Below are 26,472 nucleotides of genomic sequence, written 5' to 3' on the forward strand. Positions count from 1 at the left end.
TCGAGAAAGGCATGCCGCCCGGGGCCGAGGCCCCGGGCGGCATGTCCGGTTCAGTGGTGCCGACTCAGCTGTCCCAGGCCGCGTCCATCTCCTCGAGCACCTGGTCGACCGTCTTCTGGCCGGTCAGGAGGCCCTGCACGCCGGTGCCGAGGGTGTCGTAGACGGTCGGGTTGGGCCAGGTCGCGTTGGGCAGGCCCGCGAAGGAGCCGGACTCCAGCAGGTCGCCGATGGGCTCGTAGACCGGGTTCACGTTGCCCGCGTTCGCACCCGAGATCGGCACGAAGCCCGACAGGTCGGCGAACTCCTCGAGCTGGGCGGGCTCAGCGAGCCAGTCCAGGAACGACTGCGCGGACGCCTTGACGTCGTCCTCAGCGGCCGCGTTGACGGCCCAGGCGTAGTTCGCCGAGGCGAGCGTGTACGCGTCCTGGCCGTCGGCCGGCGGGAACGCCTGCACCGTGAGGTCGAGGCCCGTTCCGGCGCCGATCGAGATCGCCGCTGAGCCGGGGACGGCCGCCGTGAGGGACGTCTGGCCGCCGATGCCCTGCGTGATGCTGTCGAACGTGCCGCCCGCGACGCCGTCCTGGAAGCAGCCGCTGTCGTTGAGCGTGATGACGTCGTTGAGCACGTCCTCCCAGCCGCTGCCGACGAACGTCACGTCGCCTGCGGCGCGCTGCTCGTTCCAATCGGGGTCGGCCGCGTAGACGCGCGTCGCCGAGACGAGCATCGAGAACAGGCCGGTGTTGAAGGGCACGCCGCCGGCGAGCACGGTGAACGTCTTGCCGCCCTCGCGCGCGGTGGCGCAGGCATCGAGCAGCTCGTCGAAGGTCTCGGGGTATGCCTCGATGCCGACCTCTTCGCCACCCGCGCCGTTGTAGATGAGCCCGACGGGCGCAAGGGCCGTCGGCTGACCGTAGATCTCGCCGTCGACCTCGTAGAGCGACTGCGTCCCCTCGGGGATGACCCCGGCCGAGGCGTCGTTGAGCGGCTCGAGGAAGCCCGCCTCGGCGAGCGTGACGACCGAGATCGCCTGCCCCGTGCCGGGGGCGAGCACCATCATGTCGGCGGCGTTGCCGGCCTGCAGCTGCGTGGTGACCTGCGTGTTGTACGCGTCGGAGGGGTAGGGGATCATCTCGATCTCGACCCCGGTCTCCTCGGTGTACTTCTCCGCCATCTTCGCGTAGTAGTCGTCCTGATCGTTGGCCTGGGCGACCATGAGCGAGAAGCCGACGTCGGTGGCATCGCCTCCGCCGTCGTTGCTGTCGCCGCCGTCGTCGGCGCCGCTGCCGGCGCAGCCGGCGAGGATGAGGACTCCCGCGATCGGGGCCGCGAGGAGCGGCCAGCGGAGCCGGGAAGCTGTGTGCTGTGGCATTTCGACCCTTTCGTGACTTCGTTGTCGCCAGCTCGGGCTGCTGGCTCGGCACCTGGCCGCGCCCTCACTCTGACACACATTGGCCAGTTTTCGACATTAGTATTGCTTATGCGGTGCAATAGCCCCGCTGATCCGCACATTCCCGCCGGTCAGGCCGGATTCTCGGTCACCAGGCGGACGGGACCTTCCAGCCCCGCGGGAAGCGGCTCGGCCGTGGGCTCGAACACGGCCGTCATCGGGGCGAAGATCTGGGCGGAGGGCCGGCGGGCTTCGGCGATGAGACGGTTGCGCCACGGGGTCGCCACCTCGACCTCGATCGTGTTCGCGCCCTCGCGCACCGCCGGTGTGGCGTCGACCCGGAAGGGCGCCGTCCATGCGACCCCGCAGTCGACGCCGTTGACGACCACCCGCGCGATGTCGTGGACGCGGCCGAGGTCGATCCAGACGCGGGCCCCTGCGTGCGGCTCGGCCACCTCGAACTCGGCACGATAGACCGCCGTGCCTGAGAAGGCGCGCGCGTCGGCGTCGAGCTGCGTCCACAGCGCCGGTCCCGCCGGCAGGACGATCTCCGGCCGGCCGGGGAACGTGAGTGACCACGGTGCGCCCCCGAGCGGGACGCTGTGGACGGATGCCGCGCCCTCGGCCGCCGCGCCGGGCACCACGAACACCGACCCGAACGCCGGCAGGGCGATCTCGGCCACCGTGCGGTCGTCGGTGCGCACGCCGTGCAGCGGATCCGCCCGCAGCTGGACCGGATCCCAGATGCTGAGCGCGCCGACCTGCTCGGGCACGGAGATCCGGACCCGGACGTCCTCCGCTGTCGGGTTGGCCAGGAACGTGACCCGCCGACCGTCGACGATGCGGGCGATGGCGCGCACCGGGGCACCGGCGATCTCGAAGGCGGAGCGCAGGCCGAGCAGCGCAAGCGCCCGGGCGAGGTCCGACGTGGCGACCACCCGCCCGGTGTCACGGTCGGGTGCCCAGATCCCCTCGCGGAGGCGCCGGAACTCGACGTCGTCGTCGCCGAGCGAGGGCGAGGACTCCGGGGGAAGGCCCACGATCGTCGCGCCGGCGTCGAGGAGGCGCTCCAGGCGACGCAGCGTCGCCACGGTGAGTCGCCGGCTGGAGCCGCCCAGGAACAGCAGCCGATACCGCGCGCCCCGCGAGCGCAGGCCGCCGTCGGGGTCCACCCGCAGGAGCGCCAGGCCGTCCGGGCCGACGTAGTCGAAGTCGAACCCGTCCGGCACGGCGGTGTCGACCCCGTCGTCGAACAGGGCGGTGACCGGGGCCTCCTCGCCGACGAACACGGCGACGTCCACCGCGGGCTCGCCGGCCGAGAGCACCGCCGAGCAGCGCGCCAGGTAGTCGACCCAGGGCCGCGCCATGCCGGCCCACGTCTCGGTCGCGGTGAAGGCCTGCCCGAGGAACGGGGCCAGCGCGACGCCCGGCGGCGGAGCGGCGAGCGGCTGGTGCGGCGAGGTGTGGATGCAGAACCGGGTGACGCCCAGCGCGAGCTGGAGGTCGGCGACGTGCTTGAGGCTGCGGGGCGACGACGCCCACGGCCGGTCGAAGCTGGTGAACGCCTCGGCACCGGTCCAGCTCCTGCCGTGGACATGGGCGACGGATGCCGCGCCCTTGAGATCGGCCACGTAGGTCGGCCGCGGCCCGGACCCGGGATCGAACGTCCACATGGCGCCCATCGGCACATCGGCGTGTGAGCGCATGGCGAGGTCGTCCCCGAGCTGGGGGCGGCCGTCCTCGAGCGCCTCGGCGTAGTGGGTCATGCCCCGGCGGCCGGCTTCCGATGCGAGCGTGCCGTAGTACTCGGTGGCGAGGAGCTCGGCGAGCGTGCGGCGATAGTCGTACAGGAAGCGATCGGATGCCCCCGCCCCGCCCACCAGATAACCCGCGAGCGTCGGCAGCCACGGGGTCGGATCGTAGCCCCGCAGCTCGCAGAACCGCTCCGCGATGCCGTCCGTCCAGTTCTGGCTGCCGGCCTCGATACTGTCGCTCAACAGGGCGTCGAACCCCTCCGCCTCGAACTCGGCGAGGTGGCGCTGCAGATAGGCCGCGACCCGCGCGCCGTCGAGCTTGTCGACCTCGAGCCCCGTCGCATCCGGCAGCGCCGGCCCGTTGGTCTGGCCGGTGAGGGAGGCGCCCAGCCGGAGGATGCGCCACCGCCCGGGCGGAGCATCCCACTCCAGCCGCCCACCGTCGACGAGCCCGGTGAGGTCGTGCACGTCCGCGACGCGCACCGCGGCGGCGTCCGCCCGTGCGTCCGTGTCGACGGCGTAGTAGTCCGGCACGACGGCGAAGCCCGCCTTCGCCTCGGCGTGGTGGATGCGGCCACCGGCGCGCAGCGCGAACTCGGACACGAGGAACGCGTCGCTGCGGCGCAGCACCGGCGGGACCCGCACCCCGTCCGCGACGGGCGGGAGGGCCTCGGCCGCGCTCGCGCCGGAGAGGACGAGCCGGAACCGCCGCGCTGTCACGGGCGCGAACGCCGCCGTGCGGGCAGGCGACGTGGTCGCCGCCAGCGTGGCGACCGGCCGGAAGCCCGTGCCGTCGTCGCCGGCCTCGAGCACCGCCTCCGGCGGCGGCGCCGCGCCGAAGCCGCGGGGGCCCGGCAGGCCGACGGTCACCGAGCGCACGGTCACCGGGTCGTCGAACTCCAGCTCGAGCCAGGCGGACGACCAGGCGTCCGGGTCGCGGGGGAGGGCGAGCGCCGTCTCGAACGATCCGTCGGTGAGGCAGGCGACGTCCTCCGCCGAGGCCGACGCGCGGACGCGGTCCGGACGCAGCACATCGTGGGCGGCCTCGGCCGGGAACGCGAGCACGCGCCAGTCGGTCGCCCAGGGCTCCCGCCGAGCGGCCCCCCAGCGGGGGGCGTCCTGGAAGAGCCCAGCCGCGTCGGGAAGCGGCGGCAGCACGACGGTGCGCCGGCCACCGCCGTCGACGACCGCCTCCGACCACACCGGCTTCTTCATGGCATCCGCCGGATCCACCCACGGACCGCCGCTCGCACTCCAGCCCGCCGAGGTCGCCACGGCGAGCTCGAGCCCGAGCTCCGCCGACGTGCGCACCGCGGTGTCGATCGCCTCGTGCCACGCGGCCGACCCCGGGCGGACCGGCTCCGGCACGACCAGCGGAACCCCCATGCCGCCGTCGAACAGCTGGACGCCGCGCACGCCGACGGCGTGGAGCCACGTGAGATCGCGGACGATGCCGTCCGGGTCGACGTTGCCGTCCATCCAGTGCCACCATGCCCGCGGCCGTGCCGCATCGGGCGGGTCGACGAAGTCCCGCCACAGGTCCGAGGGAGTCGGCATCGACGGCGTCGCGGGCATGCCCTCATCCTCTCCGCCGCCCGCTGCGCGGAGCCGCCTGCGCCACTTATATCCGATATCGCTAAAACTAATGTGTGCTTTCGACGCAAGTGTGTGAGGGTGGCATCAGCGCCGCCGAAGTCGCGGCGCGTGACGACGAGGTCAGAGAGCAGATGACAGTGACGATTGAGCGCGATGCCACTCGCACCCTCACGGTGCCTCCCGATGCACGCCGCACCCCTCGCCCGCGCGGCCGCAAGCCGCTGATCAGCTACGGGCACTGGTGGTGGGCGCTGCCCGCGATCATCCTCGTCATCGCGGTGCACTACGTCGCCACCCTCACCGGCGGCTTCTTCGCCTTCACGAACTGGACGGGCCTGGGCGACTGGGAGTTCATCGGCCTCGACAACTTCGTGCGCATCTTCAACGACCCGCTGATGGTCGGCGCCGTGCTCAACACGCTGTTCCTGGCGTTCGGCTCGGTCATCCTGACGAACATCCTCGGGCTCGGGTTCGCCCTCGCGATCAACCGCACCCTCAAGACGCGGTACGTCCTGCGGACGCTCCTCTTCCTCCCGGTGGTGCTCAGCCCGCTGGCGGTGGCCTACATCTGGAAGTTCATCTTCCAGTTCAACGGACCGCTCAACGGCTTCCTGGCGGCGATCGGCCTGGAGTCGTGGCAGAAGGTGTGGCTGGCAGACCCCACCTGGTCCATCTGGGCGATCCTGCTGACGGTCGTGTGGCAGCAGACCGGCTTCGTCATGGTCATCTACCTCGCCGGCCTCGCCTCGGTGCCGGTCGAGATCGAGGAGGCGGCCGCCCTCGACGGGGCCAACATCTGGCAGCGGTTCCGGCACGTCACGGTGCCCGCGATCCGCCCGTCCATCGCCATCGCCACCACGCTCGGCATCATCCAGGGCCTGCGCATCTTCGACCAGATCTTCGCCCTCACCGGCGGCGGCCCGGCCGGCGCCACCGAGACGCTCGCGACGCAGGTCTACAAGCAGGCCTTCTCGCTCGGCCAGTTCGGCTTCGGCTCGGCGCTCGCCCTCGTGCTGACGCTCATCATCCTCGTCTTCGCCATCCTCCAGCAGTACGCCACCCGCGACCGCGACGCCGTCGGAAGGGCCGCCTGACATGTTCCGCTACACCAAGCTCACCGCGGCCCGCGAGGTCGCCATCTGGGTCGTCACCCTCCTCGGGCTGCTGCCCTTCTACTTCCTGATCGCCACCGCGTTCAAGACCGACGAGGAGGCGCTCACGACGAGCGCGATGGCGCCGCCGTCGTCGCTGGACTTCAGTGCCTTCGTCGAGGTGCTCACCACGGGGGGCCGCAACAGCATCCCGATGAGCATGCTCAACAGCGTCATCATCACCGGCGGGGCCATCGCGGGGCTCGTCCTGTTCGGGTCGGTCGCCGCGTACGTCATCACGCGCCGGACGCGCGCATGGACGAACCTCACGTTCTACCTCGTCCTCATCGCCATCATCCTGCCCGCGCAGCTGGGCACCGTGCCGCTGTACATCGGGGCGCGGTCGGTCGGCCTCACGGGCAACGCGATCGGCATGATCCTGCTGTGGATCGGCATCCTGCTGCCGCTGTCGGTCTTCCTCTACGCGAGCTTCTTCCGCGGGCTCACCACCGAGTACGAGGAGGCGGCCGTCATCGACGGCGCGTCCCCGACGCAGGCGTTCTTCCGCGTCGTGCTGCCGCTCATGGCGCCGGCCACCGGCACGGTGGCGATCCTGGCAGGGCTGATCGTCTGGAACGACTTCTTCAACTCGCTGATCTTCCTCGGCGGATCGACCACGCAGACGCTGCCCGTCGCGATGTACACCTACGTCGGCGGACTCGTCTCGGCGTGGAACAAGATCTTCGCCGTCGTGCTCATCTCGATGATCCCGATCCTGCTGTTCTACATGTTCGCGCAGAAGAAGTTCATCCAGGGCTTCGCCGGCGGCCTGAAGGGCTGACGTCGCGGCACCGATTCGGGGGCGGCCGGATCGTCGAGCGGACGGCCGAGAGGCCACGCACGTCGCCCACTCATCCGAAACACCGACCGGAGACGTCATGTATCGACTCGCACCCAACATTGAGCTGCTCTTCACCGAGGCCGGCGACTACCACGACCGCGTGCGCGCCGCCGCCGCGGCGGGCTTCACCGCCGTCGAGATGTGGGGACCGACCGGCGCCGATGCGCCATCGCAGCCCAAGGACCTCCCCGCGCTGAAGGCCGCCCTCGAAGAGACCGGCACGCAGCTCACCGCACAGCTCTCGGAGCCGCGCACGCAGTTCATGATCCCACCGTGGGACCACTCGGAGTTCTACCGCAAGCTCGACGAGGGCGTCGCCATCGCCCAGGATCTCGGGTGCCCGCGGATCGTCGTCGGCAGCGGAACCGGCTTCGGCGGCTGGAAGCGCCAGGTGCAGCTCGACAAGCTCATCGAGATCTACCAGAAGGCGATCGCACAGATCGACGGATCGGGGATCACGCTCGTGCTCGAGCCGGTCAACGTCCGCGTCGACCATCCCGGCTCGCTCCTGGACCGCACGGCCGAGGCCGTGTACGTGGCACGCGGCGTGGACTCGCCCTTCTTCGGCGTGCTCTACGACATCTACCACTCCGCCGTCGAGGGCGAGGACATGGCGGCCGAGCTCGCCAACGCGGGCGAGCTCATCAGGTACGTCCAGCTCGCCGACGCGCCGGGTCGCGGTGAGCCCGGCTCCGGGGAGCTGGACTGGGCGCAGCGCCTCGGTCTGCTGCGCTCGTCGGGCTACGACGGTCCGATCGGCCTGGAGTACTACCCGACGCAGGAGTCGGAGGCATCCGTCGCCCTCATCCGCGAGCTGGCGGCGTCGGCATGACCCGATACCCCCAAGACGTCGACGTCGTCATCGTCGGGTCGGGTCCGACGGGAGCCGCCTACGCGCGCATCCTCAGTGAGCAGGCGCCGGGAACGACGATCGCCATGTTCGAGGTCGGTCCCACGATCTCGGACCCGCCGGGCGCGCATGTCAAGAACATCGCCGACCCCGAGGCGCGTGCTCGTGCGCAGGCCGCTTCCGAAGGCCCGGGGGAGCGCGGTGCGAAGGTCGCGAACCCCGGTGCCGCCAAGGCCGGCGTGCGCGCGGCGCGTCCTGGGACGTTCCTCCTCGAGGACGGATACCAGTTCCCCGGCGAGGACGGGCTTCCGGTGGTGGCCATGTCGAGCAATGTGGGAGGCATGTCCGCCCACTGGACGGGGGCCTGTCCGCGTCCGGGCGGCAGCGAGCGGATCGAGTTCCTCCCCGATTTCGACGAGCTCCTCGCGGAGGGCGAGCGCCTGCTGGGCGTCACCACCAACGCGTTCGACGCGGCGCCTTTCGGCGAGATCGTCCGCGAGCGTCTCGCGAGGGCCGTTGACGAGGGGCGAGCGGACGAGACGAAGGTGCAGCGGATGCCGCTGGCCGCGCACCGGCGCGAGGACGGCCGCCTGGTCTGGTCGGGGTCGGATGTCGTGCTGGGCGACGTCACGCGCAGGAACCCGGGCTTCACGCTCTTCGACGAATCGCTCGTCACCGCCGTGCTCGTACGCGACGGCCACGCGGCAGGCGTGCGGGTGCGCGCCCTCCGCTCGGACGAGACGCACGAGGTGGCCGCCCGGTTCGTGGTCGTCGCCGCTGACGCGCTGCGCACCCCGCAGCTGCTGTGGGCCTCGGGCATCCGTCCCGCCGCTCTCGGGCGCTATCTCAACGACCAGGCACAGGTCGTGTTCGCCGCCCGCCTGCGCGACGTCCAGACCCTCGGCGCTGATGCTCCGACGACGGGTCTGGCCGAGTACAGCGGGGTGAGCTGGGTGCCGTTCACCGACGATGTCCCGTTCCACGGACAGGTCATGCAGCTGGATGCCTCGCCCATCCCTCTCGCCGAAGACGACCCGGTCGTCCCCGGTTCGATCGTCGGACTGGGGCTCTTCTGCGCGAAGGATCTGCAGGCCGACGACCGGATCGAGTTCGACGACGTCGCGCGGGATTCCTACGGGCTGCCAGCGCCTCGAATCCACTACACGCTGACCGACCGCGACCACGAGGTCATCGAGCGAGCGCGCGCAGAGATCGTGCGACTGGGCGAGGCGATCGGCGACCCGCTGGACTCCCGGCCCTTCACGCTTCCGCTCGGGTCGTCGCTGCACTACCAGGGGACCACGCGGATGGGCGAGGCGGACGACGGCACGACCGTATGCGATATCGACAGCGAGGTGTGGGACGTTTCCGGCCTCTTCGTCGCCGGCAACGGCGTCATCCCGACGGCCACAGCGTGCAACCCCACCCTCACCTCGGTCGCCCTCGCCGTGCGCGGCGCGCGCAAGATCGTCGACGATCTTGCTTCTGTCTAATTCAGACATTAGAGTGTAGAAACATAGACAAAGTAGTCAGGAGCTATCTCGTGATCCCCGATCGCATCATCGAGCAGGGCACGCTCACGACCGACGGCACGCGTGCCGCGGTCGAGGTGCGGCTCCCTTGGTACCGCGCGTTGCCCGCTTCGTGCATCGCCGGCGCGAAGCTGTCCGTCGACGGCGTCGAGGCGCCCGCCGAGTCGCTGCGCTGGGAGATGAACGGCCGCACGTTCACCTTCGCCGAGCTCGCACCGAACACCGAGGAGTGGTGGTTCCCCACCGACTCGGCCGTGCTCTCGGGCGACCTCGCAGTGGACGAGGACGGGGAGCACACCGTCGCCGTCGAGCTCGTGCTGTACATCCCGTACATCGTCATCGGCGCGGACGAAGTGCTCCACATCGAGGAGAAGGACATCAAGACGATGTCCGCACGGAAGGCGGTGGCGGCATGACCCTTCGACAGGCTGAGGCAAAGCCGGAACTGGGAACCCCGATCCAGGGCGTCACGCTCTACAGCTTCACGCGCGCCTTCCACGGCCGCGAGTACGACCTCGAGGGCCTCGTGCGCAAGGTCGCCGCCGACGGCTACGGCCCGGGCCTGGAGATCATCGGCTTCTCCAGCTTCCGCGGATTCCCCGAGATCGACGACCGGTTCGCCGGCTGGTTCCGCGACCTCGTCGACGAGACCGGCCTCGTCACCACTTCGCTGGCCGTCAACGCCGACATCGGCATCCACCGCGACCGCCTGCTCACGCAGGACGAGCTGCTGGAGTACATGCGCAGGCAGATCGCGGCGGCGGCGAAGCTCGGCTTCCCGATCGCCCGCGTGCAGATCTCCATCACGCCCGACTCGATGGAGGCGCTCGCCCCCATCGCCGAGGAGTACGGCGTGACGCTCGCGCTCGAGGTCCACGCCGACCAGTACGCCTCGCACCCGCGCATCCTCGCGCTGCGCGACCGCTACGAGAAGGTCGGGTCGCCCTTCCTCGGCTTCACGATGGACTGGGGCGCCACCGTCTCGGGCTTCGCCCCCTCGCTCATCGAGGCCTACCGCCGTCGCGGCGCGTCGGAGGAGCTGCTGGCAGAGGTCACCGGGCTGTGGGACGAGTTCTACCGGCAGGGTCCGCCCGCCGACCAGGCCGAGCACGGTCAGCGCTTCGGCCGCTTCATCGGCCTCGCCGCGCAGCACGGTCGCCCCGACCTGGGAATCGACATGGGCATCAACGCGACCGGCTTGTTCGGCCCCGCCCGCGTGGACGACTGGCTCGAGATCTTCCCGTGGATCAAGCACGTCCACGGCAAGTTCTTCGGCATCGACGACCAGCACGAGGAGCCGTCGGTCCCGGTGCGCGACCTCATCCGCCTGCTCGTGGAGAACGGCTACAACGGCGCGATCTCCAGCGAGTACGAGGGCTGGCACTGGAACCACTGGCAGAGCCCGTTCGACATCATCCGCGACGAGCAGGCGGTGCAGCGCTCCGCCGCCGCCGACGCCGGATCGCGCATGACCACCGATCTCGTCGAGGCGCGCGCTCAGCTCGCCGCCTGGCTTCCCACCACGCAAGGAGCATCCGCATGACCCTTCGACAGGCTCAGGGCGGCGCCGACGGCATCGCCGGCACCGGCATCAAGCTCGGAACCACCCTCTACTCGATGACGAGCGAGTTCGCCGCGGGCCTGTACACGCCCGAGACGCTCATCGCCGCCGTCGCCGAGGAGGGGATCGGCCCGGGCGTCGAGTTCAACATCGCACAGCTGCTGCGCACGTACCCCGACGTCGACCAGGAGTTCGTGAAGCTCTGGTTCGACTCCCTCGAGAAGTACGGGCTCGAGGCGAGCGCAGTGGGCACGAACCTCGACATGGGCCGCCGCAAGGACCGCGACATGACGCCGGACGAGGAGCACGACTTCCTCGCCCGGCAGCTGAAGACGGCGAACACGCTGGGCTTCAAGAGGGTCGTCATCCGCTCGCACGGCAAGGAGCTGCTGCGCAGCCTCCTTCCGCTCGCCGAGAAGTACGACCAGTACCTCGGCTACGAGATCCACGCGCCGTCGGGGCCGAACAATCCCCAGGTGCTGCAGATGCGCGAGATGTACGACGAGCTGCAGTCCGAGCGCCTCGGCTTCACCGCCGACTTCTCCTCGACGATGCACAGCCTTTCGCCGACGCTGCTCGCGCAGCTGGGGAAGATGGGCATGGACGAGAAGCACTTCGCGGTCATGGACGAGATCTGGCACGAGCCGACTCCCATGCACGTGCGCAACCAGAAGTTCGAGGACTACCTCGTCAGCCAGGGCGTCGACCCGCTGACCTTCGGCCCGTTCACGCGCCTCGCCTTCAACATGCACGGCCTCGTGCCGCCGGAGGAGTGGCTGGACATCATGCCGCAGATCTTCCACGTGCACGCGAAGTTCTATGACATCGGTGCCGACGGTGAAGAGCCGGCGATGGACATCCCGCGCATCGTCAAGCAGTTCGTCGTGGGCGGGTACCAGGGGTATCTCTCCAGCGAGTGGGAGGGTCACGCTTTCCAGGATCTCGGCGAGGCCGATCCGATCCACCTCGTGAAGAAGCAGCACGCGCTCATGCGCAAGGCGATCGAAGACACCGTCGCCGAGCAGTCGAAGGAGACCGCGAATGTCTGACACCGCCATCGCCCCCGCATCCCTCACCGAGCTGCAGGCCGAGCTCGCCGCCCTCCGCGAGGAGGTCTTCGCCGCCCGCGCCCTCGCGCAGCGCGCCGAGGACCGCGGCCAGGTCGAGAACCTGTTCAACCGCTACATGTACCTGCACAACGCCTTCGAGGACGAGCAGATCATCCCGCTGTGGGTCAAGGAGGGCACCGAGGGCATCCGCGCCCGGTACACCAACGCGGGGCAGTACACGACGTGGAAGAGCGTCACCGATTACCACCGCGGCCGGCCGCACCCCGAGGGAAAGCTCATCCTCCACGCCACGACGACGCCCGTGATCGAGGTCGCCGCCGACGGACAGACCGCGAAGGGCGTGTGGATGATGGCCGGCACCGAGTCCGGGCTCACCGACCCGAAGGTCGCAGAGGCGTTCCCCGACATGTACTCCCCCGAGGAGGTGCTCGGCAAGAAGGTCTGGGCGCACTGGGTGTGGTGCAAGTACGCGATCGACTTCCTCAAGCAGGACGGCGAGTGGAAGTTCTGGAAGTTCCGCTGCTACGAGCTCGCCCGCGCTCCCTTCGAGGAGAACTGGGTGAGCTTCGGCCTGAAGAACCAGGGCGCGTTCGACCTCGACCTGATGTACTTCGGCGACGACGGCAAGCCCGTGTTCATGCCGCCGGCCGACGAGCCCGTGCCCTCGACCAACCACCCTTACAGCCCCGAGACGGTGCAGAAGCTCGAGCCCGCCCCGCCGGTGCCGCACGCCACCTTCACCGACACCTACGCCTGAGGAACGACCATGGCAACGCACGATTCCCTCTTCGCCGACAAGGACGTCACGCGCACCGAGAGCGGCGTCGCCGTCTCGCTGCAGCTGCCCTGGTACCGCAGCCTCTGGCTCTCGGCGGTCGACGGCGTCGCGGCATCCGTCGATGGTGTCGAGATCCCCACCGACAAGCTGCGCTTCTCGCTCAACGGGCGCGAGTACCGCATCGAGGAGCTGCCCGAGCAGTCCGAGACCCTGTGGTTCGTCGCCGACAGGCCCGAGGTCCTCATCGACCTGGGTCGCGCCCCCGAGCCCGGTGAGAAGCTGACCGTCGAGGTCGTCCTCACGATGCGCCTGCTCTACATGCAGATCGCGCCCGGGGTCGACGGTGGCCCCGGCCGCTACGTCACCAACCGCGTCCCTGTCGAGCGCGAGGTCGTGCTCGCATGACCCTTCGACAGGCTCAGGACGGCGCCCTGCGCGTCGCGATGATCGGGTACGGCTTCATGGGCGCCGCCCACTCGGTCGGGTGGCGGCAGGCACCGCGGGTGTTCTCGCTGCCCCAGGCCGTCGAGATGGCCGTCGTCGTCGGGCGCAACGCCGAGGCGGTGGCGGATGCCGCGACCCGCTGGGGCTGGCAGGAGTCGGCGACGGACTGGCGCGAGGTCATCGCCCGTGACGACATCGACATCGTCGACATCGTCACCCCTGGTGACTCGCACGCCGAGATCGCCATCGCGGCGCTCGAGGCGGGCAAGCACGTGCTGTGCGAGAAGCCGCTGGCGAACACCGTTGCCGAGGCGGAGGCGATGGCCGATGCCGCAGCTCGCGCCGCCGCGCGCGGCATCCGTTCGATGGTCGGGTTCACGTACCGCCGCGTGCCGGCGGTGACCCTCCTGCGCGACCTCATCGCGCAGGGCGCCGTCGGCAGGATCGCGCAGGTCCGCGCCGCCTACCGCCAGGACTGGCTCGTCGACCCGGCGATGCCCCTCGCGTGGCGCCTGCAGAAGGAGCACGCCGGCTCCGGCGCGCTCGGCGACATCGGCGCGCACATCATCGACATGACGCAGTTCGTGACGGGCGTGGAGGTCACCTCCGTCTCGGGCGTCCTCGACACGATCGTGAAGCAGCGGCCGCTGCAGGCCTCGGGCTCGGGACTGTCCGGCACCGCCGCGGCGGGCGTCGGCGACGTGACCGTCGACGACGTCGCGATCTTCACCGGGCGCCTGTCCACCGGCGCGCTCGTCTCGTTCGAGGCGACGCGGTTCGCCACGGGTCGCAAGAACGACCTGTCGATCGAGGTGTCGGGAGACAAGGGCGCCCTGCGGTTCGACCTCGAGGACCTCAACACGCTGTGGTTCTACGACCGCACGGCCCCCGAGGCCACGCAGGGCTTCACGCGGATCCTCGTCACCGAGCCGCAGCATCCGTACGTCGCCGCGTGGTGGCCTGCCGGGCACATGCTCGGCTACGAGCACGGGTTCAGCCACCAGGTCGTCGACCTGGTGACCGCCATCGCCGAGGGCTCCGACCCGCACCCGTCGTTCGCCGAGGGGCTCTCGGTGCAGCGCGTGCTGGCCGCCGTGGAGGAGAGCTCGGACAACGGCTCGGGCTGGGTACGGGTCGAGGCGCCGGTCGCGGCCGGGACGACCGCGGATTGACCCGTTGCCACGGGCGGATCGCCGGATAGGTTTGTAGAAACAACAAAGCAAAGGAGCTTCGATGCCTCGTCCGATCACCCTCTTCACGGGCCAGTGGGCCGATCTGCCGTTCGAGGAGGTCGCACGACTCGCCGGCGAGTGGGGCTTCGACGGCCTCGAGATCGCCTGCTGGGGCGACCACATCGACGTGTCCCGGTGGGACGACGCCGAGTACGTGCAGTCCCGCAAGGACATCCTCGAGCGCAACGGCTTGAAGGTCTGGGCGATCTCGAACCACCTCACCGGCCAGGCCGTGTGCGACGACCCGATCGACGCGCGGCACAAGGACATCCTCCCCTCCCGGGTGTGGGGCGACGGCGAGCCGGAAGGCGTTCGACAGCGGGCCGCGGAGGACATGAAGAACACGGCCCGGTTCGCCGCGAAGCTCGGCGTGAAGACGGTCAACGGCTTCACGGGCTCGTCGATCTGGAAGGCGGTCGCGATGTTCCCGCCGGCCTCGGACGAGTGGATCGCCGCCGGATACCAGGACTTCGCCGACCGGTGGAACCCGATCCTCGACGTGTTCGAGGAGGTCGGGGTGCGCTTCGGCCTCGAGGTGCACCCGAGCGAGATCGCGTACGACTACTGGACGGCGAAGGCCACGCTGGAGGCCATCGGCCACCGCGAGAGCTTCGGCCTCAACTTCGACCCGTCGCACTTCATGTGGCAGCAGCTGGACCCGATCGCGTTCGTGCTGGACTTCGCCGACCACATCTTCCACGTGCACGTCAAGGAGTCGATCACCAACCTCGACGGCCGCAACGGCGTGCTCGGGTCGCACCTGCCGTGGGCGAACCCGCGTCGCGGCTGGACGTTCGTGTCGACGGGGCACGGCGCGGTGCCGTGGGAGCCGCTGTTCCGCGCGCTCAACGCCATCGGCTACGACGGGCCCACCTCGATCGAGTGGGAGGACGCCGGCATGGACCGCCTGCACGGCGCCCCCGAGGCGATCGAGTTCGTGCGCAAGCTCAACGCGATCACGCCGCCCGCCGCAGCCTTCGACGCCGCCTTCTCGACCAAGACCGACTAGCCGCCGCACGCCCGGCACCGGCCCGCCGGGGCCGGTGCGCGGCGTGCCCGGACGCAAGGAGCGCCCCGATGTCCGACGTGCTGAACGTGCTCATCCTCTCGGGTCACATGACCCGCGAGCACGACAACGAGTTCCGCAGCTTCCGGCTGCACAACCAGTGGCTCACGACGCTGCTGGAGGACACCGGCCGCTTCCGGGTGCGCGTCGTGGAGGACCCGCGCGGCCTGGGCGCGGAGGTGATCGACAAGTACGACGTCGTCATCGTCGTGTTCGAGGGGCGCGACGGCTACTTCGACAGGGCGGTCGGATTCGGATCGGAGACGGATGCCGCGCTCCTGAAGTTCGTCCACGACGACGGCAAGGGCATCGTGTGGTTCCACGGCTCGGCCGCTCAGGAGGACGACTGGGGCTACCCCGCGGAATACGACGTCATGCGCGGCTCACGGCTCACCGTCGCGGGCGGCCTGCGACCGCGGCCGTGGGGCGAGGCGCAGCTCGACACCGTCGAGCCGCGGCATCCGATCACCGAGGGCATCAGCGCCCGTTGGACCGTGACCGGCGACGACATCCTCACCGGCGTCGAGATCCTCGACGGCGCCCGGGTGCTGCTGACGACCTACGACGACCTCGAGTCGTACGAGAAGGCGCCGATGTGGCCGATGTCGCACTATCCCGTCGCGATCCCCGAGGCGGGGCTCGCGGCGCTGCCCGGCATGAACACCGACCAGCCGATCGCCTGGATCAACGAGTACGGCGCGGGGCGCTCCTTCACGATCACGATCGGCCACGACATCGACACGTTCCGCCGGATCGAGTTCATCCGCATGTTCCCGCGGGGCGTCGAATGGGCCGCGACCGGCGAGGTCACGCTCGAGGGACCCGACCGTCGCGGAGATCGCCGGTTCCTGCCCTGGCCGTACTACAACCACGAGGGATGAGATCATGTCGTCGGAGCTGCGGATCGGCATCCTGGGTGCCGGTGGGATCGCGGAGCGGGCGATGGTGGAACCCGGCCGCGATGTGGGGGGTGTTCGCGTCGTCGCGATCGGCGCGCGAGACCCGGAGCGCGCTCGAGCCTTCGCCGAGCGGTGCGATCTGCCGAAGCACGGCGACTACGAGACGATCCTCGGCGATCCCGACATCGACCTCGTCTACCTCGCGCTCCCGCCGATCACGCACGCCCAGTGGGCGACCCGTGCGCTGCAGGCGGGGAAGCACGTGCTCTGCGAGAAGCCGCTGTCGGTGAACGGCACGACGGCATCGGCCATCGCCGACGCCGCGACCGCGACGGGCCGGCGTGCCTTCGTCGGCTTCCACTACCGACTGCACGGCTTCACACGGCGTCTTCTCGAGGTGATCGCGTCCGGTGTCCTCGGCGACATCGAGCGCGTGGACGTCGACTTCAGCATCCCGCACTTCGTCGTGAAGCCGGGCAACATCCGCCTCGACGGCGACCTCGGCGGCGGGGCGGTCATGGACGTCGGATGCTATGCGGTCGACCTCATCCGCGCGGCCTGGGGCGAGCCCGTCGTCGAGTCAGCCCTGGCGGTGCTCTACGACGACGACCCGCGGATCGATCTGCAGACCGACGCCCTCCTGCGGCTTCCGTCAGGTGCCCCCGCGCGCGTGCGGGCGTCTTTCATCGGCGACGACCGGGGCGCGATGTCGCTGCGGATCGAGGGATCGGAGGCTCGCCTGGAGGCGACGAGCGTCATCGTGCCGCAGTGGGGAGCGACGCTGCGCGTCACCGCCGGCGACGAGCTGCTTCTGGAGGAGAAGGCCGCCGAGGGTGAGAACAGCTACGCGCGCCAACTCGAGCATCTTGCCGCGGTGCTCCAAGACGGCTCTCCCAGCATCCTCGACGCCGAGCGAGGTGTCGGCACGATGCGCGTCGTCGACGACATCTACCGCGCCGCCGGTCTCGAACCCCGCTGACGCCGCGTCAGCCGGCGAGCGAGTGGAAGGCCTCGGGCGAGAGCGCGTGCTCGATCGCCAGCATCCCGGCACCGATGACGGCCGCGTTCTCGGCGGCGGCGGACGGCACGATGGCGAGGTGCTCGGTCGCCAGCGGCATGGACCGCGTGTACACGACCTCGCGCACGCCGGCGATCAGGTGCTCCCCGACGCGTGACATCGAGCCGCCGATCGCGATGACCGACGGGTTCATGAGGCTGACGCACGCCGTCAGCACCTCGCCGATGTCGCGTCCGGCCTGGCGCACCGCCTGGATCGCATCGAGGCTGCCCCGCTGCACCAGCGCCACGACGTCGTCGCCGCTCTCGGCGGGCACGCCCTGGGCGCGGAGGGCGCGGGCGATGGCGGGCCCCGACGCGATGGCCTCGAGGCATCCCTGATTCCCGCAGTGGCACGGCACCGACGACCCCCGCGCGACGCGCACGTGGCCGATGTCGCCGGCGACGCCCTGCGCGCCCCGCTGGAGCTCGCCGCCCGAGATGACGCCTGCGCCGATGCCCGTGGCGACCTTGACGAACATGAGGTGAGCCGTGGCCGGCCACGCCGTCGCCCGTTCGCCGAGCGCCATGATGTTCACGTCGTTGTCGACGAGCACCGGCACCTGCAGGTGCTGCTGGACCCAGCCGGGCACGTCGAACCGGTTCCAGCCCGGCATGATCGGCGGGTTGACCGGCTGACCGGTCGAGTGCTCGACCGGGCCGGGCACGCCGATGCCGATCGCGACGAGCGAGCGGATGTCGCGCCCCGCCTCCTCGAGGAGCCCGGCGGCGGCGTCCACCACCCACGTGAGCACGGGCTCGGGCCCCTCGGCGACCGCCCGGGACTCCGTGCGGGTCGCCAGGATCGCGCCCGTGAGGTCCATCACCGCGACCGTGGTGTGCGACGCGCCGATGTCGGCGGCGAGCACGACGCGGGCGCTGGGGTTGAGCGCGAACTGCGAGGGCGGCCGGCCACCGGTGGACGCGGCATCCGCCACCGGCATGATGAGCCCCATCCGCATGAGCTCCTCGACCCGCGCCGCGATCGTCGACCGGGCCAGGCCGGTGGATTTCGCGAGCTGCGCGCGGGTGCGGGGCACACCGTCGCGCAGCAGCTGGAACAGCTCCATCGCGCCGGTGCCCGCCGCAGCCGATTCTGGAGAGAGAGTGACCACGACGGAAGTCAATCAGGACGCGGACCGCGCCGCGGTCGGGCGGCCGCGCCGGGGATCGACGGATGCCGCGCCCCCGCGACGGCCGGAGCCCTCACGTCGCGCGCCCGGTGGGCCGGGCGAAACGCTGCTGCAGGAGCACCGCCACCACGATGATGATGCCCTTCACGACGGCCTGCACCGACGAGTTCAGGTTGTTCTGCACGAACACGTTGCTGAGCGTGGCGAAGATGAGCACGCCGAACACGGTTCCGGTGATGGTGCCGCGGCCGCCGATGAGGAGTGTGCCGCCGACGACCACGGAGGCGATCGCGTCGAGCTCGAGGAGCGTGCCGTGCGTCGACGTGCCGGCCGTGGTGCGGCCGAGGTACATGATCGCGGCGATCCCGGCGCACAGCCCCGAGATCGAGTACAGCCACATGGTGTGGCGCTTGACGTTGATGCCGGCCAGGCGCGCCGCCTCGCGGTTGCCGCCGATGGCGACCGTCCGACGGCCGAACGTCGTGCGGTTGAGCACCACCCAGCCGATCGCCGCGACGATCGCGAAGATCCAGATGAGGATGTCGACGCCGATGATGTCGAGGTTCATGAACTCGATGAAGTCGCGATTGCCGACCTGGAGGGTGCGGCGCTCGGCGAGGATCTCGGCGAGGCCGCGTGCGCCGACGAGCATCGCCAGGGTCGCCATGAAGGCGACCACCTTGCCGTACGCGATGACGATGCCGTTGATGAGGCCGGCGCCGAAGCCGACGAGCAGCGCGAGCAGGATCATGACGAACCAGTGGAGCTGGTCGGCGAGATCCTGGACCGCGGCGAGCGTCGCGACGACGGAGGCGAGCCCGATCAGCGACCCGACCGACAGGTCGATGCCGCCCGCGATGATGACCAGCGTCATGCCGATGCTGACCACGCCGATGATCGACGCCTGACGGAGGATCGTGAGGACGTTGCTGACGCTGGTGAAGGTGTCGGGGGCGGTGACGGCGCCGACGATGATCAGCACCACCAGCGCGGCGACGAGGCCGAGGTTGCGGCCGACGGAGCCCGACATGACGCGCTGGAGGCCCGACCTGCCGGAGGGTCCGGGGGCGCCGGCGGGCGGCGGCGCCTCGCCGGCAGTGGGGACGCCTGCCGTCCCCTGGGTGGTCTGCTCGCTCACGCGGCGGTTCCTTTCATGACGAGGTCGAGCACGCCGTGCTCGTCGATCTGGGAGGCGGGAAGGGTCTTCAGCACGCGGCCGTCGGCGACGACGAGGACGGTGTCGGCGAGGCCGAGCACCTCCTCGATCTCGCTCGAGACGATCACGATCGCGTTGCCGGCGGCGGCGAGCCGGCGGATCAGGGCGTAGATCTCGGCGCGTGCGCCCACGTCGACGCCGCGCGTCGGCTCGTCCAGCAGCAGCACGCGGGTGCCGTGGACGAGCCAGCGGGCGAGGAGGATCTTCTGCTGATTGCCGCCGGACAGCGTCATCGCGGGGCGGTCGGGATCGGCAGGGCGCAGCTCGAGCGCATCGATCTGCTCGCGCGCGATCTTCCGCTCGGACCGCTCGTCGAGGAAGCCCGCCTTGGCGAAGCGCGACATCGACGACAGGGTCACGTTGACGAAGATCGGCTCGTCGAGCACGAGCCCCTGGCTCTTGCGCTCCTCGGGGGACAGCCCGATCCCCGCGCGCACCGCGTGGACCACCGAGCCGCGGCGGAGGGGCTTCCCCCCGACCTTCACCGAGCCGGCGGTCGCCTTGCGCGCGCCGTACACGGTCTCGAGGATCTCGGAGCGCCCCGATCCCACGAGCCCGGCGAGCCCGACGATCTCGCCGGCGCGCACCGAGAACGAGACGTCGGCGAAGAGCCCGCCCAGCGCCAGATCCTCGACCTCGAGCACGAGCGGCGCGTCGGCGGGGATCGGCGCGGCGGGCGGGAAGACGTTCTCGACCTCCCTGCCCGTCATGAGCCGGATGAGCTCGGAGGTCGGGGTGTCTGCGACGGGGATGCCGCTGGCCATCGAGCGGCCGTCCTTGAGGACGGTGATGCGGTCGCCGATCTGGCGGATCTCCTCGAGGCGGTGGGTGATGTACACCACCGCGATGCCGGCCGCCGTGAGCTCCCGGACGACGTGGAAGAGGTTCTTCACCTCCTCGGTGTCGAGCACCGCGGAGGGCTCGTCCATGATGATGAGCTTGATGTCGTGCGAGAGCGCTCGCGCCATGCTCACGATCTGCTTGTTCGCCGCGCTGAGCGTGCCGACCTCGGTGTGCGGCGACAGCTTGTCATGGCCGAGCCGGCGCAGGAGCTCCCGCGTCTGCCTGGCCGCCTCGGATCGCTTGGTGAAGCCGCCGCGCGACAGCTCGTGGCCGAGGAAGATGTTCTCGGCGATCGTCAGGCCGTCGACGACGTCGAGCTCCTGGTACATCGTCGCGATGCCGAGTTCGATCGCCGCTTCGGGGTCGGGGATCACGACCTGCTCGCCGAGCCACGTGATGACGCCCTCGTCGGGGCGGTGCACCCCGGCGAGCGTCTTGATGAGCGTGGACTTGCCCGCGCCGTTCTGACCGAGGACGCAGTGCACCTCGCCCGGACGCACGTCCAGGTCGACTCCTCGAAGCGCCTTGACTCCGGCGAACGACTTCGTCACGCCCCGGACGACGAGTAACGCCGATTCATGGTCGTCTTTGATCACGGCATGAACATAACATGCGCGCTTCCGGGCGTCGATGCTCGCGAATCGCGGCGCTTCTCGGCTCCCCGCGCGTCCCTTCCGCTCTCGAGAACGGAAGTTTCGGGAAAACGCTTTTGCCGCAACTAATGCAAAAGCTGTCGCATCGGCAGCGCGCCTGCTACCGTGATGCCGTCAGCGTGGACGGCCGGCCCGTGCGCCGTTTGCTCCGAGCTCGCCCCGTGCGCTGCCGCCCTGCATCACATTTCAAGGAGGAAAGAATGCGCTCACACCTGAAGGTGCGCACACGGCTGCTGCTGACCGGAACCGCCGTCGCCGCCGCCGTCGGCCTGCTCGCCGGCTGCACCGGCACCGGAGCTGACGAGGACGACGTCGTCGACCAGGGCACGTCGTCGGAGGAGAACGCCGAGTCCGGCGACACGGTCGTCATCGGCTTCTCCGGGCCCGCCGCCGACCACGGCTGGCTCGGCGCCATCAACTCCGGCGCCCAGGCGGCCGCCGACAGCTTCGACGACGTCGAGCTCCGCGTCGCCGAGGGCACCAACGACCCGATCGCGCAGATCGCGGCCGTCGAGACCTTCGTCAACGACGGGGTCGACGCGATCGTGCTGCTGCCGACCGACGGCGCGGCTCTCACCGAGGCGGCCATCGCGGCGATGGAGGCAGGCATCCCGGTCATCAACGTCGACCGCGAGTTCTCGAGCCCCTTCGCCGCGCGCACCACGATCCTCGGCGACAACTACGGCATGGGCGTCAGCGCCGGCACGTACATCTGCGAACAGCTCGGCGACAACCCCGACGCGATCGTCGCCGAGATCGCCGGCATCGACTCGCTGCCGCTGACGCAGGACCGGTCCGACGGCTTCGCCGACGCGCTCGGCGACTGCGGTCTCGAGGTCTCGGCCCGAGTGGCCGCGGACTTCACGGTCGCCGGCGGCGAGGCGGCGGCATCCCAGCTGCTCTCGGCCAACCCGCAGATCGACGCCATCTGGAACCACGACGACGACCAGGGGATCGGCGTGCTCGCCGCGATCGAGTCGGCCGGCCGCGACGAGTTCTTCATGATGGGCGGGGCGGGCAGCCGCAGCGCCATGGAGGCGATCGAGGCCGACGACACGGTGCTCAAGGCCACGGTCATCTACCCGTCGACGCAGGCGGCCGACGGCGTCGCGCTCGCGCGCCTCATCGCGCAGAGCAAGACCATGGGCGACCTCATCACGCCGAGCATCCCCAACCGGGTCGTGCTCGACGCGCCCGTCGTCACGAAGGACAACGTCGACCAGTTCATCGACCTGTCGTTCGAGTGATCCATCCTCGCGGGCGCCCGTCTTCGACGCGGGCGCCCGCGACCTGCTCCCGAGGGGGAATCGCGTTGACCACCGACCACACCGCCGCCACCCGTCCGCTGCGCGTCGCCATGATCGGCTACGGCTTCATGGGCGCCGCGCACTCGCAAGGCTGGCGCGTCGCGCCGCGCTTCTTCGACCTGCCCCTGGCACCGTCGATGGACGTCGTCGTCGGGCGTGACGCCACCGCCGTGGCGGCCGCGGCCGACAAGTGGGGGTGGCGCGAGAGCGCGACCGACTGGCGCGAGGTCATCAGCCGTGACGACATCGACCTGGTCGACATCGTCACGCCCGGCGACACGCACGCCGAGATCGCGATCGCCGCCCTGGACGCCGGCAAGCACGTGCTCTGCGAGAAGCCGCTGGCCAACACCGTCGCCGAGGCGGAGGCCATGACCGAGGCCGCCGCCCGCGCCGCGGCCCGCGGCATCCGCTCGATGGTCGGCTTCACCTACCGCCGGGTGCCGGCGGCGACGTTCGCGCGCGACCTCGTCGCGGCCGGCCGCATCGGCGAGGTCCGCCAGGTGCGCGCCGAGTACCTGCAGGACTGGCTGATGGACGCCGAGGCGCCGCTGACGTGGCGCATGCAGAAGGATCGCGCGGGCTCCGGCGCGCTGGGCGACATCGGCGCCCACGCGGTCGACCTGACCGAGTACATCACCGGGCAGCGCGTCGAGACGGTCTCGGGCATCCTCGAGACGATCGTGACCGAGCGGCCCCTGCTCGGCGAGGGCGTCGGGCTCTCCGGGACGGCCCGGCAGGAGCGCGGGGCGGTGACCGTCGACGACCTCGCGCTGTTCACCGGCCGCCTCTCGTCCGGCGCGCTGGCCTCGTTCGAGGCGACGCGCTTCCGCACCGGGCGCAAGAACGCGCTGCGCATCGAGGTCGCCGGGTCTCTCGGCGCGATCTCGTTCGACCTCGAGAGCATGAACGAGCTCGGCTTCTACGACGCGACGCTTCCCGCGACGGAGCAGGGCTTCCGCCGGATCCTCGTCACCGAGCACGACCACCCCTATCTGGCGCCGTGGTGGCCGACCGGGCACATGCTGGGCTACGAGCACGGCTTCAGCCACCAGGTCGTCGACCTCGTGGCGGCGATCGCCGCCGGCACGCAGCCCGAGCCCTCGTTCGAGGCCGGGCTCCACATCCAGCGCGTCCTCGATGCGGTCGAGCGCAGCTCGAACGACGGCAGCGCCTGGACGCCGACCGGCAGCTGAGCCGGACCGGTCCCCGTCAGACGGCGGGGACGGATGCCTCGGCCAGCGCACGCCGGGCGAGGTCCAGGTGCGCGCGGGTCATCGTCGTGGAGTCCTCGTCGAGCCACTCGTGCCCGCCCCACTCGCTGGTCAGCGACCCGGAGAAGCCCGTGCGGCGCAGCGCGCCGCCGATGTCGGCGATCGGGCGTGACACGCGGCCGTCGGTGTCGTCGAGGTCCCAGAACTTCAGGTGCACGCCGGCGGTGAGCGGAAGGAGCGGCTCGAGGTCGGAGACCTCGGAACGGCCGAAGCGCACCAGCAGGTTCATGAAGAGGGTGTGCACGACGGGCGGCACGCGTCCGCCGCGCAACGCGGCGAGCACGGCCTCGTGCGTCTCGGGCGCCCGCCACTCGCGCTCCAGCCGGACCACGAGCTCCTCCTCGACCCCGCCGCGGCGGAGCTCCTCCACGTAGGTGGGCGGCAGTGACGGCATCAGCATGCTGATGTCGATGAGCACGCGGACGCGCGGATCGCCGAGCTCCTCGAGGAGCTCCAGGTTCGCCAGGGTCCCGGGTTCGTCCAGGGTCTGCCGGCCTTGGATCTCCTCGAACAGCACGATGTCGAGCTCCTCCAGCACGGGCTGGACGAGCCGCAGCAGCTCGGGTCCCGCCTGCCCGAACGGCACGCGAACACCGCGCGCACCGAGCCGGGCCGCGGCACGCAGCTGCGGCTCGAGGAATCCCCGTCGCTCGGCCTCGCCGCGGCGGCGGGCGGGCAGCGCCCAGTCGTCCAGGCTCGCCCCGACGATCGTCACCGCCCCTCCGGCGGTGGTGAGCCGCTCGCGCAGGCGGTCGACCTCGGCATCGGAGGGCTGCGGGAAGGTGCGCCACACCTGTCCGGCCTCGATCTCCAGGGTCGGGCTGACGCCGTCGGTCACGACCGCGACGGCGACGTCCTCGGCCGTGCGCTCGGCGCGGATGACCTCCGGCGTCCAGTTGAACGCGCTCGCCGACAGCGTCCACCCGGCCGGCAGCGGGGTCGGCCGAGCGGGTGTCGGCGGTGCGGCAGCCGTCGTGGACGGTGACCCGGCGTCGTCGGCCACGGCTTCGACGACGGATGCCGCGACCCCCGCGTCGAGCACGCGCTCCGCCCGGAACGGCAGCATGAGAGGGCCCGAAGGACCGGCCTGCAGGTACGGGACGGCGAGGACGAACGAGAGGGCGACGGCGTGGGCGCCGGGCGACGGCACGCGGTCGCCCCGCAGTTCCAGTCGGTCCTGGATGAACCACCAGCCGACTTCGCGGGACAGCTCGGGGAGGGGCACGCTCCGCCCGTAGACCACGGCGTCGACGACGACCGGCTCGCCGTCGATCGACACGTGGAGGTCGGTGACCGCGGCGAGCGGCATCGAGCGGATCCACGGCAGGCTCACCCGGAGGGTGAAGCCGGAATCCGTCGCGATCAGCGCGTCTTCCAGCAGCATCGGCAACGTCATCGGGCCCGCTTCCTCGTCCGGCACCGGCAGACCCGGCTTGAGGTAGAAACCTACACCCTTATGTCGGTTTCTGGAAGAAGTAAGCTGCGAGGGTCGCGAGTCAGGCCACGGCCTCCAGCGTGCCCGCGATCGCGGCGATCGTGGGGCGGCCGATGCCGAACCACCGCGGGAAGGTGACGTCGAAGAGCTGCTCGCGCACCATCTCGAAGCCGCCGCGGAGCGGCTCGCGCACATCGTTGACGGATTGCGCGATCGTCAGGTCGCGCGTCGCGAGGGGCAGGGACAGTTCGTAGACCCGCTGCCGCACCTCCGCCAGGAGCAGTTCGCCCGCTCCTGCGACCGCACCGCCGACGACGATGACCGAGGGATTGAACATGTTGACGAGGGCCGCGATCGACTCGCCGACCACCCGCGCGCAGCGCTGGATGAGCCGGATGGCCAGGGCGTCGCCGTCCTCCGCGGCGATCGAGATCCGCTCGGGTGTCAGCTCCGCGCCCTCGCGCACCGCGGAGGCGAGCGCGCCCGTCGCGCCGGCCTCGATCTCGGCGGCGGCGTCGCGCACGAGCGCCCAGCCGCCGGCGACCGCTTCGAGGCAGCCGACCTTGCCGCACCGGCACGCCAGATCGGAGTCGTGCACCCGCACGTGGCCGATGTCGCCCGCGGCGCCGTTCGCGCCGCGGTGGATGCGGCCATGCGAGAGCAGGCCGGCGCCGATGCCCGTGCCGATCTTGCAGTAGATGAGGTCGAGGGTCTCGTCGCCGCGCCTGGCCCGCTCGCCGAAGGTGAGCAGGTTGACGTCGTTGTCGACCCAGACCGGCGCGTCGTAGCGCTGCTCGAAGCGCCGGCGCACGTCGAAGCCGTTCCAGCCAGGCATGATCGGGGGCGCCACCGGTCGCCCGGACTCGAAGTCCACCGGGCCGGGCACGCCGACGGCGATTCCCCACACCGGGAGATCGCCGGTCCGCGAGAGCACCTCGTCGATCATGCTGAGCGCCTTGTCGAGGGTCTCGGCGGGTCCGCTGGCGATGTCCCACGCGGAGTGCGCCTGCTCGATGACGTCGCCGTCCAGGTGGGCCACGCCGACGTGGATGTGCAGCGCGCCGAGGGCGCACACGACGATGCGGCCGGCGTCCCCGCGGAACCGCAGGGTGCGAGGGGCGCGGCCGCCGGACGAGGGGCCGAAGTCGCCGTCGGCGAGGTAGCCCATCTCGATCGCGTGGTCGACCCGCTGCGTCACGACGCCGCGCCCGAGGCCCGTGACGCGGCCGATCTCGGGACGGGTCGCCGCCTCGCCCGTGCGAACCATGTTGACGATCCGCAGCAGGCTCGTCATCTCGTCAGTCTGCGCGCCGAAACGCAAGGTGGACTCCCTGGCCATGGTCGATTCTTGCATAACGGCATGCGATTGAACCCGATTCTCGACCATCTATAGT

22 protein-coding genes are annotated in these 26,472 nt (G+C 70.7%); 15 read left to right on the plus strand and 7 right to left on the minus strand.

Features of this window, described 5'->3' with window-relative positions:
- Nucleotides 1-64 precede the first annotated feature (64 nt).
- Both V6R91_RS04065 and V6R91_RS04070 read right to left on the minus strand, forming a co-directional pair.
- Entirely contained in the window at nucleotides 65-1,369 is a 1,305-nt protein-coding gene (locus V6R91_RS04065; RefSeq protein WP_336394305.1) for an ABC transporter substrate-binding protein, read from the minus strand.
- Between the two features lie 149 nt (nucleotides 1,370-1,518).
- Nucleotides 1,519-4,716 (minus strand): glycosyl hydrolase, encoded by a 3,198-nt coding sequence (locus V6R91_RS04070; protein ID WP_336394306.1) that lies wholly within the window; start codon nucleotides 4,714-4,716, stop codon nucleotides 1,519-1,521.
- 152 nt (nucleotides 4,717-4,868) lie between these two features.
- On the opposite strand from V6R91_RS04070, the gene V6R91_RS04075 reads away from it, so the two are divergent.
- The 13 genes from V6R91_RS04075 to V6R91_RS04135 all read left to right on the plus strand — a co-directional run bounded on the left by V6R91_RS04075 (nucleotide 4,869) and on the right by V6R91_RS04135 (nucleotide 17,140).
- Entirely contained in the window at nucleotides 4,869-5,831 is a 963-nt protein-coding gene (locus V6R91_RS04075; RefSeq protein WP_336394307.1) for a carbohydrate ABC transporter permease, read from the plus strand.
- A gap of 1 nt (nucleotide 5,832) precedes the next feature.
- Entirely contained in the window at nucleotides 5,833-6,669 is an 837-nt protein-coding gene (locus V6R91_RS04080) for a carbohydrate ABC transporter permease (RefSeq protein WP_336394308.1), read from the plus strand.
- Between the two features lie 97 nt (nucleotides 6,670-6,766).
- Nucleotides 6,767-7,561, plus strand: coding sequence for a TIM barrel protein (locus tag V6R91_RS04085; protein ID WP_336394309.1), 795 nt, complete (start codon nucleotides 6,767-6,769; stop codon nucleotides 7,559-7,561).
- The gene (locus V6R91_RS04090; RefSeq protein ID WP_336394310.1) at nucleotides 7,558-9,072 is read left to right on the plus strand and encodes a GMC oxidoreductase; all 1,515 of its coding nucleotides are present in this window, start codon (nucleotides 7,558-7,560) and stop codon (nucleotides 9,070-9,072) included. The genes V6R91_RS04085 and V6R91_RS04090 overlap by 4 nt, the downstream gene beginning before the upstream one ends.
- Nucleotides 9,073-9,122: 50 nt before the next feature.
- On the plus strand, nucleotides 9,123-9,527 hold the full coding sequence (locus V6R91_RS04095; RefSeq protein ID WP_336394311.1) for a C-glycoside deglycosidase beta subunit domain-containing protein: 405 nt from the start codon (nucleotides 9,123-9,125) through the stop codon (nucleotides 9,525-9,527).
- A complete protein-coding gene (locus V6R91_RS04100) occupies nucleotides 9,524-10,654 on the plus strand; it encodes a sugar phosphate isomerase/epimerase family protein (protein ID WP_336394312.1) in 1,131 nt (376 codons plus the stop codon). The genes V6R91_RS04095 and V6R91_RS04100 overlap by 4 nt, the downstream gene beginning before the upstream one ends.
- Nucleotides 10,651-11,721, plus strand: a complete 1,071-nt coding sequence (locus V6R91_RS04105) for a sugar phosphate isomerase/epimerase family protein (RefSeq protein ID WP_336394313.1) — start codon at nucleotides 10,651-10,653, stop codon at nucleotides 11,719-11,721. Before V6R91_RS04100 ends, V6R91_RS04105 begins: the two co-directional genes overlap by 4 nt.
- On the plus strand, nucleotides 11,714-12,499 hold the full coding sequence (locus tag V6R91_RS04110; protein WP_336394314.1) for a nuclear transport factor 2 family protein: 786 nt from the start codon (nucleotides 11,714-11,716) through the stop codon (nucleotides 12,497-12,499). The genes V6R91_RS04105 and V6R91_RS04110 overlap by 8 nt, the downstream gene beginning before the upstream one ends.
- A 9-nt stretch (nucleotides 12,500-12,508) precedes the next feature.
- Complete coding sequence (locus V6R91_RS04115) at nucleotides 12,509-12,925, plus strand: C-glycoside deglycosidase beta subunit domain-containing protein (RefSeq protein WP_336394315.1); 417 nt, start codon at nucleotides 12,509-12,511, stop codon at nucleotides 12,923-12,925.
- Nucleotides 12,922-14,136, plus strand: coding sequence for a Gfo/Idh/MocA family protein (locus V6R91_RS04120; RefSeq protein WP_336394316.1), 1,215 nt, complete (start codon nucleotides 12,922-12,924; stop codon nucleotides 14,134-14,136). Before V6R91_RS04115 ends, V6R91_RS04120 begins: the two co-directional genes overlap by 4 nt.
- A gap of 61 nt (nucleotides 14,137-14,197) precedes the next feature.
- Nucleotides 14,198-15,205, plus strand: coding sequence for a sugar phosphate isomerase/epimerase family protein (locus V6R91_RS04125; RefSeq protein WP_336394317.1), 1,008 nt, complete (start codon nucleotides 14,198-14,200; stop codon nucleotides 15,203-15,205).
- A 68-nt stretch (nucleotides 15,206-15,273) separates the two neighbouring features.
- Nucleotides 15,274-16,143 (plus strand): ThuA domain-containing protein, encoded by an 870-nt coding sequence (locus tag V6R91_RS04130; RefSeq protein ID WP_336394318.1) that lies wholly within the window; start codon nucleotides 15,274-15,276, stop codon nucleotides 16,141-16,143.
- A 4-nt stretch (nucleotides 16,144-16,147) separates the two neighbouring features.
- The gene (locus V6R91_RS04135; protein ID WP_336394319.1) at nucleotides 16,148-17,140 is read left to right on the plus strand and encodes a Gfo/Idh/MocA family protein; all 993 of its coding nucleotides are present in this window, start codon (nucleotides 16,148-16,150) and stop codon (nucleotides 17,138-17,140) included.
- 7 nt (nucleotides 17,141-17,147) lie between these two features.
- Here V6R91_RS04135 and V6R91_RS04140 read toward each other — a convergent pair whose 3' ends face one another.
- From V6R91_RS04140 to V6R91_RS04150, 3 genes are all read right to left on the minus strand, one after another.
- Nucleotides 17,148-18,287, minus strand: a complete 1,140-nt coding sequence (locus tag V6R91_RS04140; RefSeq protein ID WP_336395036.1) for an ROK family transcriptional regulator — start codon at nucleotides 18,285-18,287, stop codon at nucleotides 17,148-17,150.
- Between the two features lie 136 nt (nucleotides 18,288-18,423).
- Entirely contained in the window at nucleotides 18,424-19,488 is a 1,065-nt protein-coding gene (locus V6R91_RS04145) for an ABC transporter permease (protein WP_336394320.1), read from the minus strand.
- Nucleotides 19,485-20,960: a sugar ABC transporter ATP-binding protein gene (locus tag V6R91_RS04150; protein ID WP_336395037.1), complete on the minus strand. Its 1,476-nt coding sequence runs from the start codon at nucleotides 20,958-20,960 to the stop codon at nucleotides 19,485-19,487. Before V6R91_RS04150 ends, V6R91_RS04145 begins: the two co-directional genes overlap by 4 nt.
- Before the next feature lie 302 nt (nucleotides 20,961-21,262).
- On the opposite strand from V6R91_RS04150, the gene V6R91_RS04155 reads away from it, so the two are divergent.
- Together V6R91_RS04155 and V6R91_RS04160 are read left to right on the plus strand one after the other, a co-directional pair.
- The gene (locus V6R91_RS04155) at nucleotides 21,263-22,309 is read left to right on the plus strand and encodes a substrate-binding domain-containing protein (RefSeq protein ID WP_336394321.1); all 1,047 of its coding nucleotides are present in this window, start codon (nucleotides 21,263-21,265) and stop codon (nucleotides 22,307-22,309) included.
- 110 nt (nucleotides 22,310-22,419) lie between these two features.
- Nucleotides 22,420-23,565 (plus strand): Gfo/Idh/MocA family protein, encoded by a 1,146-nt coding sequence (locus V6R91_RS04160; protein ID WP_336395038.1) that lies wholly within the window; start codon nucleotides 22,420-22,422, stop codon nucleotides 23,563-23,565.
- 16 nt (nucleotides 23,566-23,581) lie between these two features.
- On the opposite strand, the gene V6R91_RS04165 is transcribed toward V6R91_RS04160, so the two are convergent.
- Together V6R91_RS04165 and V6R91_RS04170 are read right to left on the minus strand one after the other, a co-directional pair.
- Nucleotides 23,582-25,039 (minus strand): hypothetical protein, encoded by a 1,458-nt coding sequence (locus V6R91_RS04165; protein WP_336394323.1) that lies wholly within the window; start codon nucleotides 25,037-25,039, stop codon nucleotides 23,582-23,584.
- A 100-nt stretch (nucleotides 25,040-25,139) separates the two neighbouring features.
- Nucleotides 25,140-26,417 carry an ROK family protein gene (locus V6R91_RS04170; protein WP_336394324.1) on the minus strand — a complete coding sequence of 426 codons (1,278 nt, stop codon included), beginning with the start codon at nucleotides 26,415-26,417 and terminating at the stop codon, nucleotides 25,140-25,142.
- Nucleotides 26,418-26,472: the final 55 nt, after the last annotated feature.

This window comes from Microbacterium sp. CCNWLW41 (genome assembly GCF_037083505.1).